Raw genomic sequence first — 13,646 nt, forward strand, 5'->3', positions numbered from 1 at the left:
TTTCTCCATGCATCGAGCGGACTTGAGGCCCGCTCTTAGACGGTTACACGTTACGTCCCGACCCGCCATGATTCCGTGCGGCATCGCACCGACGCTGGTGCTTGCGGCCCTTTCAAATAAGGCCTGACACACGAAAAGGCGTCTCGGGGAAAAAGACGCCGCTTCGATCGAACGAGTCCTTGCCTGCCACCTGAACGAGCTTTCGCGCGATGTCGTGCGTGTGAACTCGTGCGCACGGCGCGAGTCTTTTTCTGAATCGAATCTGCTTCGTTTTGCACTCGCGTCACCCGGCGCCTTCATGGGAAAATCACAATGCATACCGCCATCGGACGCGCTTTGCGCACTCGTTGCATCAAGTACATTACGTTCGCAATGAATAGCGCAGACGTAAGCACCGGGATCATCACCGGACGCTGGCCTTCCCTCATCGAGGTAGCGGCATGAGCGCGTTCCACACCAACGGTGTGACGAGTTCCGGCGCGAGTCGTTCGCGCGTCGTGGCGCTCGACCCTTTGCGCATGCGTGCGCGGCGTCATCATGCGCATCCGTTGCATCGCGGCGAACGCATCTGGGCCGATGGCGCGAATCCCGCCGATCTGTGGATCGAACTGCTGCACGGTAATGGACTCGAACCGCGTGCTGCTTTGGCCTATACCGTGGCGCAGGACTTCGAGGACGATCAGTTCACGCTCGGGCGCGTGCCGCAGGAAGACATCGAAAAACTGTATGGCCTGCAAACGCAGGAGCTTTCCGTATTCGATTCGTTAGAAGAACGCGCGCTGGTGCAGACGCGTCGCTCGAACACGGTACTGGTCGAAGTGGATGCGTTTTTCTTGCCCGATACTCGCGCGCTTTCGTATCACCGCGAACATGCGAAGACGACTATCGGCATCGATGTGATCGATCCCGATGCGCGACGTCTGGGCTACTTTCATCACACCGGTTATCACCTGCTCGATGGCGATGACTACGATGGCGTGCTCAAGACGCATGGCGCACACGAAACCAGCGATACGCAGGCGCTGTTTCCGCATGTCGAATTCGTTAAGCGCGTGCGTGAACCGTTGACGGGCACGCCGCTGGCGGAAGCATCGGCGGACTTGTTGTGCGCGCATCTCTTGCGTCGTCCCTTGCATAATCCGGTCACGCGCTGGCGCGAAGTTTTTCCCGAGCATGTCGATACCATGCTCGCGCGCGGCGAACCTTATGCGCGTCTCTATGCGTTCAACGTGATGCGCCAACTCGGCGTGAACTTCGAATTGCTGGCGCACTATCTGCAATGGATGCGCGGACAAGGCTTCGATATCCCCGTGCAGACGCACACGAGCGCACGCAAGCTGGCGAGCGAATCGATGGTGCTGCAATGCCGCCTCGCACGCGCGCTTTCACGTGGCAAGCGCGAATTGTGCGAAGCCTCGTTCGACGTGATGGAAGACGCTTACGCACGCGTCGTTCCTCCGCTCGCCGATATCGTGTGTTGATCATTCCATATGCGCAGTGACGCCGTGGAATCGCGTCCGTAAGGACGCCCTACGATCTTCTTGCGCTGCGCGACGCCCTTATTTCAAGGCACTTTCGTGTGTTCATAACGTTTGCCTTCCGGCCCACGCAGGGAACTTTTTTTAAAGTGTGATCTCTTGCTGGCGCAAGCGAATGTCCGCGATGAAACATTTCTGATTCTTGTCCCACGATCTGTTCGACGTGCGATTCAATGCATCGAACTGATGAAAACGCCGCAAACGTTTCACCGCAACAAACGCTTCATCTAATCGTCGATTGTCGCGTTGTTGACGACATGTGCGTCTTCTTACGCTTCGTTGGCTTGGCGAAACCCCATGCGCACGCGGTCCCGAAAGAAGCTGCTTCGATGCTCATGGCTTGCGCGCACGTATTCATCCACTCGCACGGTCCTTAAAAAATGTCACATGAGACTTACGCGAGCCTTGTCCCGCAAGCCTTCTTCGCGATGCAAGCGGTGTGCGATAAAACCACGTTCGTTAGGGCACTTTGCGAATGGAACACGGATGAATCATTTTTCTTTATCCCTACGATAGTAGGTGTCCTTTCGCATGAGGAACGGCCTGCAGCGCACGCCACGGCGGGACATCATTCGAGTCACCCGACATTTGGGGGGTATGCGCATATGAAAGTTCGAGCGGTGCGAAGCCATTCCTAAGACCACGCATGTTCAATACTGAAACAAAAACGAAGCGCTGCACTGCACCACCTTTTCTCAGTTGTTTGTGAGGCCTTACCAGCATTGCCACCGCGTTCTTTGGCACGGTCCTCGCTATTACCGTCGCGCAACCCGGCCAGGCGTCACCGACAAAAACAAACAGGCGCCGACGGGAAGTAACGGGGCTGGAAAGAGCGGACTCGCCGGACACAGCAGCACACGAACCGGATGCTCGGACCAGTATAAAAAGTGAAGCGCAACGCGCTAAGTTACGAGAGAGAACCGACCATGCTGACCCTCCAGTCCGACCTGCACGGCAATCACCTGCTTGGCGCCCTTCCGGCCAGCGAATGGCAAGCGCTCACCCCGCATCTCGAACTCGTTCAACTTCGCACGGAACAATTGCTGTGCGATTCCGGTCAACGTATTCATCACGTGTATTTTCCGACGACGGCCATCATCTCCCTGCTCCACACCATGGAAGATGGCGGCTCGGTCGAAATCGCGGCCGTGGGCCGTGAAGGCATGACGGGCGTGCCCGTTCTCACCGGCGGCGAAACCATGCCGACGCGCGTACAGGTTCAGTGCCCCGGCTTCGCGTATCGCATGAGCGCGCAAGCGCTGCGCGAACAGTTCGGCCGCTCGGACTTCCTGCGCCGCCTCATGCTGCTCTATATGCAAGCCCTGCTCACGCAGGTCGCGCAGACGGCAGCGTGCAACCGGCATCATTCGCTGAACAAGCAACTGTGCCGGTGGCTTTTGATCGAGATCGACCGCACCGCGTCCAACGAGCTTCAGGTGACGCAGCAATTGATCGCCGACATGCTGGGCGTGCGTCGCGAAGGCGTGACGGAAGCAGCGGGCAAGCTGCACGATGCGGGCCTCATCCATCACAGCCGTGGCTGCATCAAGGTGGTGGACCGCGAAGGTCTGGAAGCGCGCGCGTGCGAATGCTATGGCCTCGTCAAGCGTGAATTCGACCGTCTGCTGCCGCGTTTGCGCGCAACGGAAACGGCGTCGGCCTCCAGCGTTTGACGATTCACATGCACACAAAACAAAACACACAGATCTTCGCCAGAACCGCACGTTGTCTCGATGTCCTGCTGATCGTCGCCGGCGGCGTGATCGCGCATTCCATGCGCTTCACGTCCTCGCTCGATATCAGCGATGTCGAGAAAGTGCTGATCGCGTTCAATTGCGTGCTGGCGTTACTGCTCTTTCCCGCGTTCGGCGTGTACGACACATGGCGCGGCAAGTCCCTGCCGATGATGCTCGCACGCGTCACGCTGGCCTGGATGTCGGTGGTCGCAACCGCGCTGCTGCTGGCCTACACGCTGCATCGGATGGATGCGGTGTCGCGCCTCTGGTTCGGCTATTCGACGCTGATTTCCGGCGCGCTCATCGTCGTATCGAAGGGCGTGGTCTACACGGCCTTGCGGGCGATGCGCGGCCACGGCCTGAATCAGCGGACGGTGGCGATCGTCGGCGCGCAGGGCTTTGCGCGCACGCTGCTGGCGCATCTGTCGAGCACGCCTGAACAGGGCTTCACGCCCGTGTGTCTGCTCGATACGACCGGTCACGCGCAGATGCACGCGAGCGGCGCGGGCGTCATCACGACGACGGCGGGTGCGGACGGCGCGCGTCTTCCGGTGCTCACCGATGTAGACGAGTTGATCGAGAAAGTACGCGCGGAGAACATCAACGAAGTGTGGCTGGCGCTGCCCTTATCGCAGGAACACACGATCTATCGCTTCGTTCACGCGTTGCGGCATGACTTCGTGAACCTGCGGTTGATCCCCGACACGCGCAGCATCTCGCTGTTCAATCATTCGATGACGGATGTCGCCGGGCTCGCGACCATCAACCTGACGACCTCGCCCGTCAGCAGCCTGCAGATGTGGCCGAAGATGCTGTTCGACCGCCTGTTCGCGGCGACGGCGCTGCTCGCGCTGAGTCCGGTTCTGATCGGCGTGGCGATCGCGGTGAAAGCGACCTCGAAAGGTCCGGTGTTTTTCACGCAGAGCCGCAAGGGCGCGGACGGACGCACCTTCCGCATCTTCAAGTTCCGTTCGATGGCCGTGCATCAGGAAACCACCGGGCACGTCACGCAAGCGAGCCGCAACGATCCGCGCGTGACGAAAGTGGGCGCGTTCCTGCGCCGCACGAGCATCGACGAGTTGCCGCAATTTCTGAACGTGCTGTTCGGACATATGTCCGTGGTCGGTCCGCGTCCGCATGCGCTGGAGCATGACGATCTCTACAAGGATCTGGTCTACGGCTATATGTTCCGTTACCGCATCAAGCCGGGCATCACGGGATGGGCGCAGGTCAACGGCTATCGTGGCGCGACCGAGAAAGTGGAAAAGATGCAGAACCGCGTGAAGTTCGACCTGTTCTACATTCACAACTGGTCGTTCTGGTTCGACATCAAGATCGTCGTGATGACGATTTTCAAGGGGTTCATCGGGCGCAATGCGTTTTGATTCTTCGCCCGTATCGACTTAGAAGAGGAGACGGCCCGGCCAACGCGAGTTCGCCGGGCATTTTTTGACCTCAGGCGCAGCCCGTGTAGTCGATTCGCTCCACGCCCTGCTCCGTGCCGAGCAGACACACATTCGCCCCGCGCGCCGCGAACAAACCCACCGTCACCACGCCCGGCCATGCGTTGATCTGCGCTTCGAGCGCGCACGGGTCGGTGATCGACAAACCTTTCACGTCAATGATCTCGTTGCCGTTATCGGTGACGAACGGCATGCCGTCCTTCGTCACGCGCACGAGCGGCACGCCGCCCAACGCCGCGAGCTTGCGGCCGATCGCGGTGCGCGCCATCGGCAGCACTTCGACGGGCAGCGGGAACGTGCCGAGCACTGGCACGCGCTTGCTCGAATCGGCGATACACACGAACGTATCCGCCACCGAGGCGACGATCTTCTCGCGCGTGAGCGCGCCGCCGCCGCCTTTGATCATTGCGCCGGAGGCGTCGATTTCGTCCGCGCCGTCCACGTAGACCGTCAGCGTTTCGATCTCGTTCAGGTCGAACACCTTGAAGCCGTGCGATTCGAGCCGCGCCGTGGTCGCGAGCGAACTCGACGCCGCGCCGCGATAGCGTGCCTTCGACTTCGCGATGGCATCGATGAAACAATTGGCCGTCGAGCCCGTCCCGACACCGATGATGGCGCCTTCGGGCACATTCGCGTTCACGTAGTCGGCGGCGGCCTGACCGACCAGTTGCTTGAGTTCGTCCTGAGTCATGGATTGAGTGACGCGTAAAGAAAAGCCGGGATTTTATCGGAGCCGTTCGAAACGCCGATGCGGCGCGTGCAGCGATACGATTGTGCGCCTGTTTTTCAGCGCATGGCGTGCAGGAAGCCGAGCGGATCGTGCGTGCGCGCGACCGAGGCGATGAACGCGAACACAATGATCGCCAGCACGCCGCACACGATGCGCCCGCCGCGCGTGCGTGCCCGCTTGATCGCGAACGTGCCGAGCACGATATAGACGATGAGCCCCGCGATTTTCGCGCCGAGCCACGCGGCGTTCGCGCTGAAGCCGATGATCGCGACCAACGCGATGGCGCTCACGAGCAGCACTGTATCGACGATATGCGGGACGATCTTCGTCGCGCGCGCGGTGGCTAAGCGTGAGTTCGCCAGCACCCAGATCCAGCGCAGCACGAAGCCCGCGATGGAAAGGCCGGCGCAGGTCATGTGCACGGCGCGTAGTGTGATGAAGGCGTTGGACATCGGTCCTAGTTCGGGAAGTATTTGTCGAGCAGCGCCTGCGCGATGGCATCCGTTTGCGCGTCCGCGTCGCCGGCGTAATCGGAGGCGCGGAAGTGCATCTGGAAGGCGGCGAAGACGCGGCGCGTTTTTTCGTCGAGGACGCCGTCGGTCGCGACATCGTAGCCGTAGCGTTTGAGCTTGTCCTGAAGGGCGCGGACATCGACGGGCGCTTTGGGATCGCGGCCTGCCAGATGCGCGGCGACCGTGGCATCGTCCGGCCATGCGCCGACGCCGGCATCGTACAGCGTGCGCCACGGAAAGAGCGGACCCGGATCGATCTTGCGCTGCGGCGCGATGTCGCTATGGCCGACCACGCGCGTCGGCGGAATGCGGTAGCGCGTGACGATGTCCTTTGCGAGCCTGACGAGCGCGTCTACTTGCGCGGGCGGATACGGTTGCCATTTGCCATCGCCGAGCGGCCCGAGATTCACGTTTTCGATGCCGATCGACGATGCGTTCAGCTCTGTCGCGCCTTGCCAATAGCTCAGGCCCGCGTGCCAGGCGCGTTTTTCTTCCGGCACGAGTTGGAACACGACCGGCTCGCCGTTCTGGATGCGCGGTGTCTCCGGGACGACGTAGTGAACGCTGACCTGATCGCCCGTGAGGACCTGGAGCGAACGCGGCTCGTCGATCTCGGTGTAGTGCATCACGAGGAAACGGATGCGAGAGTCGATGCCTTTTGCCGTGTGTTGCGTGTCGGCGTAGTAGGTGCCGCGGTTTAGCATGGTGGGGGTGCAGGCGGTGAGGAGGAGGGATAGAAACGAAACAGCCAGCAAAAACACGGCGTTCAGTCGCAATAAGTTCATTAGAAAAGTTCCGCTTAAGCCTGTCTATCCCAAAGCGATCGGACCCACCGCGCATGCTCTAAAAGCGCAACAGGGCTCGGCCGGGAGCCAGGGTCTTCAGGCAGACGGATCATGCGTCCATCGAGCGCGCCGTATTCACTGTTCCTCACGTGCGGCGCGACAACAATCGCGAGCGTACCTGGGTCAACAGTGATAAGCGCCCGGTCGTAAAGCGTATGCAAATCAGCGCGAAGAAGTAATCCGTTTTGAACGACGTTTGTCTTAGTGCCCATGTAACCATGAATGTGCGCAGCCTCAAGCACTTGCTCCACCCCACAGTCAGACATGGCGCAGCGTCGATCGTACGCAGTCAGCAAGGCGTCTCGAAACGGTTTCTGACCTTGGCGTAACACGATTGAAGCGTTGGTCCACCGCCGCTCGTCTTCGATATCTGCCGGATTGAAGGCGACCGAAAAAGCGATCGCCTGCTCCAGTTGCTTAAGCGGCGCGTGAGACGTGTCGAAGTACGCGTCGCCGGGACCTTCAAGGACAAAGTAGCCGTCGTGCCAGTCGATCACAAACGCTAATCCAAGCACCTTGTAACGGGGATTAGGCTTGGTCTTGACTTGTCGCATGACACCCACCGGAATGCCATCGGCGCGACAGGCCATTAATGCGCGGTTAGTGAATTGGCTGTCTCGCTGAGCGGGGTCATGTTGCTCTTGAAAATAACGATAGGTCCATGATCCATCAACGTTCTGAATGACGTCCCGGTCGGCGTATGGTCCGTTAAGGGATTGGCGCACGCTTACCGCGTAATCAATTCCGGCTGGTTTATGAATTCCCTTTGCCTTATTGACAATAAACGTTCCGTCCGCAAGAGGCTGCGGCCAACTCACCTCCTGGCCTGTGTGATCGTGAAACCATTGCAACGCGGCGCGATGCGATGGCGTCAGTCGTTCAAGAATGCTTTGAAACAAGGGCATAACTAGCTATGTGAGATCGAACTTACTTTTTCACCCCCCGCTGCCTCACCGCCTCAAACAAACAAACCCCGCTCGCCACCGACACATTCAAACTCTCCACCGCCCCCGCCATCGGAATATTCATCACTTCATCGCAGGTTTCGCGCGTGAGCCGTCGCATGCCTTCCCCTTCCGCACCAACGACAATCGCCACCGGCCCATCCAGCTTCGTCTCATACAAGCCCTTGTCGGCTTCGCCCGCCGTGCCGATCACCCACACGCCCGCGTCCTTCAACTCACGCAGCGCGCGCGCCAGATTCGTCACGGTGATGTACGGCACGCTCTCTGCCGCCCCGCTCGCCACCTTCGCCGCCGTCGCATTCAACCCGGCCGAACGATCGCGCGGCGCGATCACCGCATGCGCACCCGCGGCATCCGCCACGCGCAGGCAAGCGCCGAGATTATGCGGATCGGTGACGCCATCGAGCACGAGCAGCAAAGGCGTGCCGGAGATGCCATCGAGCAACTCGGCCAGGTTCTGCGCCAGCGGCAAATCATGCGCACGCGCGACCACGCCCTGATGCTGCATATTCCCCGCCAAACCCCACAGCCGTTGCTCATCGGCCGCGATCAAACGCACGCCCGCTTCCTTCGCGCTGCGCAGAAACTCCTGCATGCGCCGATCCTTGCGCGTCGGGTCGTACAACACTTCCTCGACCGACGATGCATCCGCGCGCACGCGGGCGGTCACCGCGTGAAAACCGTAAAGAACCTTGAGACGTGACATGACTGTGATCCGAACCTTGCGTGAAATCCATGAAAAGCATCACGCGGTCGGATGCGAAAGGCATCGGACCGCGTGCTTGTGTGTGTCGCGGGCATCGAACGAAAGCTACATCACGTCCGATGCCGCGTGATTCAATTCAGCGCTTCTTGCGCGCCGGACGCCCCGCCGACGCCGACTTCGACGCCGTGCCGCGCTTTCTCGCCGTGCCGCGCGAACCTCCCGCGGGCGGCGTGCCCTTCTTCGTGCCGCCACGCGCGCGGGTGCTCGGCATGTCGTCATCGTTGCTCGATGCGATCGGGCGCACGCGCGGCCCTGCGCCATCGACGCCACTGCCGGCATGCTCCGCCGCATTCCCCTGCGGACGCGGCGACGGCGGCTTGACCGGCGTATCGCGCACGAGACGGAAGTCGATCTTGCGGGCATCGAGATCGACACGGCCCACCTGCACGCGCACGCGATCCGACATGCGATAGCGAATGCCGGTGCGCTCGCCGCGCAGTTCGTTCTTGATCTCGTCGTACTGGAAGTAATCGGAGCCGAGTTCCGTCACATGCACGAGCCCTTCGATGAACAACGAATCCAGTTGCACGAAGATGCCGAACGACGTCACGCCGTTCACCATGCCGCCGTATTCCTCGCCGAGCTTGTCGCGCATGAAATAGCACTTGAGCCAGGCTTCGACATCGCGCGAGGCTTCGTCGGCGCGGCGCTCGTTGGACGAGCAATGCAAACCGAGTTCTTCCCAAATCGCGACGCTGTTGCGCGCACGGCCGCGCGCGGTGTCGTCGGCCTTCTGCATTTCGCGGGCAGCCTTCGTCAAACCCGTGCTCAACGACACATCGTGGCCAATTTCCGGCATGTACTTCTTGCCCTGCAAGATGGCATAAATCGCGCGATGCGTGAGCAAGTCGGGATAGCGGCGAATCGGGCTCGTGAAGTGCGCGTAAGCCTCGTACGCCAGACCGAAGTGACCGATGTTGTCCGGGCTATACACGGCCTGCTGCATCGAACGCAGCACCATCGATTGCAACATCTGCGCGTCGGGCCGGTCGCGAATCTGCGCGATCAGCGCGGCGTAATCGCTCGCGTGCGGCTTCGCGCCGCCGGTCAGCGTGAGGCCAACGCCGCGCAGGAACGTGCGCAGGTTCTCGAGCTTCTCCTCGGTCGGCCCCGCATGCACGCGATACAGCCCCGGATGCTTGTTGCGCTTCAAAAAATCCGCCGCGCAGACGTTCGCGGCCAGCATGCATTCCTCGATCAGCCGGTGCGCATCATTACGATGACGCGGCACAATCTGCTCGATCTTGCCCTGCGAATTCACGACGATATACGTCTCCGTCGTGTCGAAATCGATCGCGCCGCGCTTCTGCCGCGCGGCATGCAACGCCTTGTACACGCCATGCAGGTCTTGCAGTTGCGGCAGGATCTCGGCGCGGCGCGCGGCTTCCGGGCCCTTCGTGTTGGTCAGCACGGCCGCGACTTCCGTATAGGTAAGCCGCGCCGCCGAATGCATCACGCCGGGATAAAACTGGTACGCCTTGATCTCGCCGCGCGCGGTGATCACCATGTCGCACACGAGCACGCAACGGTCGACGTTCGGGTTCAGCGAGCACAGACCGTTGGAGAGCTTCTCCGGCAGCATCGGGATCACGCGGCGCGGGAAATAGACCGAGGTGCTGCGGTCGAGCGCATCGACATCGAGCGCTTCGTTCGGACGCACGTAATGCGATACATCGGCAATCGCGACCAGCAGCCGGAAGCCCTGACCGCGACCGACGGCGATGGGCTCGCAGAACACGGCGTCGTCGAAATCGCGCGCATCTTCGCCGTCGATGGTGACGAGCGGCACATCGCGCAAATCCACGCGATGCCGGATATCCGTGGGCCGCACTTCGTCCGGCAGCTTGGCGGCAATGGCGAGCGCGGCATCGCTGAACTCGTGCGGCACGCCGTACTTGCGCACCGCGATCTCGATTTCCATGCCCGGATCGTCGATATCGCCGATCACTTCGACCACGCGGCCGAGCGGCTGCGAATGGCGGCTCGGGAAATCCGTCAGATCGACGGACACCACTTGCCCGACCTTCGCCTTCTTCGCGTTCTGCGTGATGAGGATGTCGTGCCCGATACGCTTGTCTTCGGGCACGAGAATCATCGCGCCGTTCTCGTTGATGAGCCGCCCGATGATGCGCTTGTTCGCGCGCTCGGTGACTTCGACGATATGCCCTTCCGGCCGCCCGCGCCGGTCGAACCCAACGATGCGCGCGAGCACGCGGTCGTTGTGCATGACCTTCTGCATTTCGCCGTTGGGCAGGAAGAGATCGTCCTGGCCGTCATCGCGGATCAGGAAGCCGAAGCCATCGCGATGTCCCTGCACGCGCCCCGCCACGAAATTGGATGGATGCGTGAGTTGATAATGGCCGCGCTTGTCGAGGCGGATTTGCCCGTCGCGCTCCATGGCCGCCAGTCGCTTGAAAAATCCTTCGCGCTCCTGGCGTTTGATCGACAAGGCCTCGGCGATGTCGTTCGCGGCATGCGGAGTCTCGCTCGTGCGCAGCACGCCGAGAATCTCTTCGCGGCTGGGAATCGGATACGGATATTTGCTCAAGGGCTTGATGGTGTTTTTCTCGTTTGGACGGCTCGTCTGGACCGGAAACGTCTTGTCTTGCATGCGTTCCGGGCGAACATCGTTCGGACCATTCTAACACCCGCCATTCGGAGCCCACGGACGCCGGAAGCCTTCCCAGCGGGCGTTTTGCGGCATCTTTTCATGTCTTTTCGAAGCTCGGGCAGAAATGCTTGACAGCATCGTTACGGCCGATATAATGTCGTTCTTTGCTGAACAACGCACCCTGCCCAGGTGGCGGAATTGGTAGACGCACCAGGTTCAGGTCCTGGCGGTGGCAACACCGTGGAGGTTCGAGTCCTCTCTTGGGCACCAGATGTTTGAAAACGCCACCCTCGGGTGGCGTTTTCTATTTATGCAGGAACGTGGCTTTGTGACTTCTTGAAGCATCAGGTTGACACGGTCCGGCTGGCCGCTAAAATGGCGACCTCGTTGTATGTAGTATCCCTTGGCCCAGGTGGCGGAATTGGTAGACGCACCAGGTTCAGGTCCTGGCGGTGGCAACACCGTGGAGGTTCGAGTCCTCTCTTGGGCACCAAGGTCTTATTCTCGCGAATCGCTTGTTCTTCTTTTGAAGCTTGCCGGTTCGAATCTAAAAGCCCCACGTATCGCGCGTGGGGCTTTTTGTTTTTCTGCTCTCAATCTTTCATCTTCGTTAGCTCGTTTTGCTTCGTTCAGCGGGCGTTTAACATGCGGCGTACACTCGCTCGTGGTCGTGATCCGTCACGGCTTCGCGCTGGCAAGCGGTTCGTTTTTTGCTGAGCGCTTCGCATCACAAGTCGATCAATCAACTGCATTGGAGACCTTGGAGATGAGCTGGACGCGAGAACAAAGAAACGTCACGATCGCAGCCTACCTGGGCTGGACACTCGATGCCTTCGATTTCTTCTTGATGGTCTTCATCCTCAAGGACATCGCCGCCGAGTTCAGCGTCAAGATTCCCGATGTCGCGTTTGCCATCACCTTGACGCTCGCGATGCGTCCGGTCGGCGCGCTCATCTTCGGACGCTTAGCCGACAAGTTCGGCCGCCGTCCGACGTTGATGATCAACATCGCGATTTACTCGCTGCTCGAACTGCTCTCCGGTCTTTCGCCCAATCTCACGACGCTGTTGATCCTGCGCGCGCTGTTCGGCATCGCGATGGGCGGCGAATGGGGCGTCGGTTCAGCGTTGACGATGGAGACGGTGCACCCGTCCTCGCGCGGCTTCGTGTCGGGCTTGTTGCAGGCGGGTTATCCGACGGGCTATCTGCTGGCTTCGATCGTGTTCGGCGTGCTGTATCAGTTTGTTGGCTGGCGCGGGATGTTTTTTGTTGGCGTGGCGCCCGCGTTGCTCGTGCTGTACGTGCGCGCGCATGTTCCCGAATCGCCCGCCTGGCGCGCGATGGAAAAGCGTCCACGGCCGAGCCTCATCGCGACGCTTAGGAAGAACTGGACACTCTCGCTTTACGCGATCGTCCTCATGACCGCGTTCAACTTTTTCTCGCACGGTACGCAGGATCTTTATCCGACTTTCCTGCGCGAACAGCATCACTTCGATCCGCATACGGTGTCGATCATCACCATCGTGCTGAATCTCGGCGCGATCGTCGGCGGACTGTTTTTCGGGTCGCTGTCGGAGAAGATCGGGCGGCGCGTGGCAATTTTCATTGCGGCGTTGATCGCGTTGCCGGTGCTTTATCTGTGGGCGTTTTCGACAACGCCGGTGATGCTCGCCATCGGCGCGTTCCTCATGCAGATTTCCGTACAGGGCGCGTGGGGGGTGATTCCGGTGCATCTCAATGAGATATCGCCGGATGAGATTCGCGCGACGTTTCCGGGGCTCGTTTATCAGCTTGGCAATTTGCTGGCGGCCGTGAACGCGACGATGCAGGCGGAGATCGCGCAGACGCATGGGAATAACTACGGCATGGCGATGGCGATCGTCGCCGGGACGGTGGCGGTGGTGATCGCGGGGTTGATCTTCTTTAGTCGAGAGCGAAGGGGGATCGATATGACGCGGTCCGCCCAAGAGGTGGGAACTACTTGAATGAAATGCGGGGAGCGCTTCTGGAAGGCATCCCCGCCAATAAATCAAGCCATATGGTCAGTAAACAAAAAACAGCACCAATGATCGCAACAGCGTGACTTCGACGCATTTCCCGCTCGTTTGCAAAGCGGCAGTGCTGGCTCAAAAATCTCTTTGTTGCTCAGATTTGGGAACTCACCGGTCACAGAACGATTTGCTTGCCAACCTCGCAAAGTGCTTGCTGGAATGTTGAGCGTCTTCGCAACTCGTGCGACTGACCAATCTGAATCAAAGAGCAGAGAAGCCGCTTTTTTCATGTCGTTAGGATACTTTTCATGCCCTCGTCTCTTCGTTATACGTATTAAGTTATTGTAACTTGTTCGACTTGCAGCCGATGCTCTTGGGCAGTGCTTTGACGTCTGCAGAACAATGCATTTGAGACCGGCTGAACTAAGCTCACACTCCCCCAAACAGATTAAAACTGCCATATACAGTTCTCCTTCAGAACCTTCGTTGA

General features: G+C 60.0%; 10 protein-coding genes and 2 tRNA genes. 6 read left to right on the top strand and 6 right to left on the bottom strand.

Translation table 11 applies throughout. The features are described 5' to 3' along the window. The first annotated feature begins 440 nt into the window (after nt 1–440). The 3 genes from ACZCWR_RS12305 (at nt 441) to ACZCWR_RS12315 (ending at nt 4,659) form a co-directional block, all read left to right on the top strand. Nucleotides 441–1,481: a DUF1839 family protein gene (locus ACZCWR_RS12305; protein ID WP_487301041.1), complete on the top strand. Its 1,041-nt coding sequence runs from the start codon at nt 441–443 to the stop codon at nt 1,479–1,481. Nucleotides 1,482–2,464: 983 nt separating this feature from the next. Continuing rightward, complete coding sequence (locus tag ACZCWR_RS12310) at nt 2,465–3,211, top strand: Crp/Fnr family transcriptional regulator (protein ID WP_487301042.1); 747 nt, start codon at nt 2,465–2,467, stop codon at nt 3,209–3,211. Nucleotides 3,212–3,243: 32 nt separating this feature from the next. After that, nucleotides 3,244–4,659 (top strand): undecaprenyl-phosphate glucose phosphotransferase, encoded by a 1,416-nt coding sequence (locus tag ACZCWR_RS12315; protein WP_487303315.1) that lies wholly within the window; start codon nt 3,244–3,246, stop codon nt 4,657–4,659. A gap of 70 nt (nt 4,660–4,729) precedes the next feature. Here ACZCWR_RS12315 and rpiA read toward each other — a convergent pair whose 3' ends face one another. The 6 genes from rpiA to rnr all read right to left on the bottom strand — a co-directional run bounded on the left by rpiA (nt 4,730) and on the right by rnr (nt 11,166). Then, the gene (gene rpiA, locus ACZCWR_RS12320) at nt 4,730–5,428 is read right to left on the bottom strand and encodes a ribose-5-phosphate isomerase RpiA (protein WP_487301043.1); all 699 of its coding nucleotides are present in this window, start codon (nt 5,426–5,428) and stop codon (nt 4,730–4,732) included. A 95-nt stretch (nt 5,429–5,523) separates the two neighbouring features. Further along, the gene (locus ACZCWR_RS12325; protein WP_487301044.1) at nt 5,524–5,919 is read right to left on the bottom strand and encodes a SirB2 family protein; all 396 of its coding nucleotides are present in this window, start codon (nt 5,917–5,919) and stop codon (nt 5,524–5,526) included. Between the two features lie 5 nt (nt 5,920–5,924). Beyond that, the gene (locus ACZCWR_RS12330; protein ID WP_487301045.1) at nt 5,925–6,764 is read right to left on the bottom strand and encodes an N-acetylmuramoyl-L-alanine amidase; all 840 of its coding nucleotides are present in this window, start codon (nt 6,762–6,764) and stop codon (nt 5,925–5,927) included. A 14-nt stretch (nt 6,765–6,778) separates the two neighbouring features. Continuing rightward, nucleotides 6,779–7,729: an HNH endonuclease gene (locus ACZCWR_RS12335; protein ID WP_487301046.1), complete on the bottom strand. Its 951-nt coding sequence runs from the start codon at nt 7,727–7,729 to the stop codon at nt 6,779–6,781. 22 nt (nt 7,730–7,751) lie between these two features. Further along, entirely contained in the window at nt 7,752–8,495 is a 744-nt protein-coding gene (gene rlmB / locus ACZCWR_RS12340; RefSeq protein WP_487301047.1) for a 23S rRNA (guanosine(2251)-2'-O)-methyltransferase RlmB, read from the bottom strand. Nucleotides 8,496–8,631: 136 nt separating this feature from the next. Further along, entirely contained in the window at nt 8,632–11,166 is a 2,535-nt protein-coding gene (rnr, locus tag ACZCWR_RS12345; protein ID WP_487301048.1) for a ribonuclease R, read from the bottom strand. 183 nt (nt 11,167–11,349) lie between these two features. Between rnr and ACZCWR_RS12350 the strand changes: the two genes are divergently transcribed. The 3 genes from ACZCWR_RS12350 to ACZCWR_RS12360 all read left to right on the top strand — a co-directional run bounded on the left by ACZCWR_RS12350 (nt 11,350) and on the right by ACZCWR_RS12360 (nt 13,150). Beyond that, nucleotides 11,350–11,436: transfer RNA gene (locus ACZCWR_RS12350), tRNA-Leu, on the top strand. A 136-nt stretch (nt 11,437–11,572) separates the two neighbouring features. After that, nucleotides 11,573–11,659: transfer RNA gene (locus ACZCWR_RS12355), tRNA-Leu, on the top strand. Nucleotides 11,660–11,932: 273 nt separating this feature from the next. Continuing rightward, nucleotides 11,933–13,150, top strand: a complete 1,218-nt coding sequence (locus ACZCWR_RS12360; RefSeq protein WP_487301049.1) for an MFS transporter — start codon at nt 11,933–11,935, stop codon at nt 13,148–13,150. Nucleotides 13,151–13,646 lie beyond the last annotated feature (496 nt).

Source organism: Caballeronia sp. A2-2, assembly GCF_057612605.2.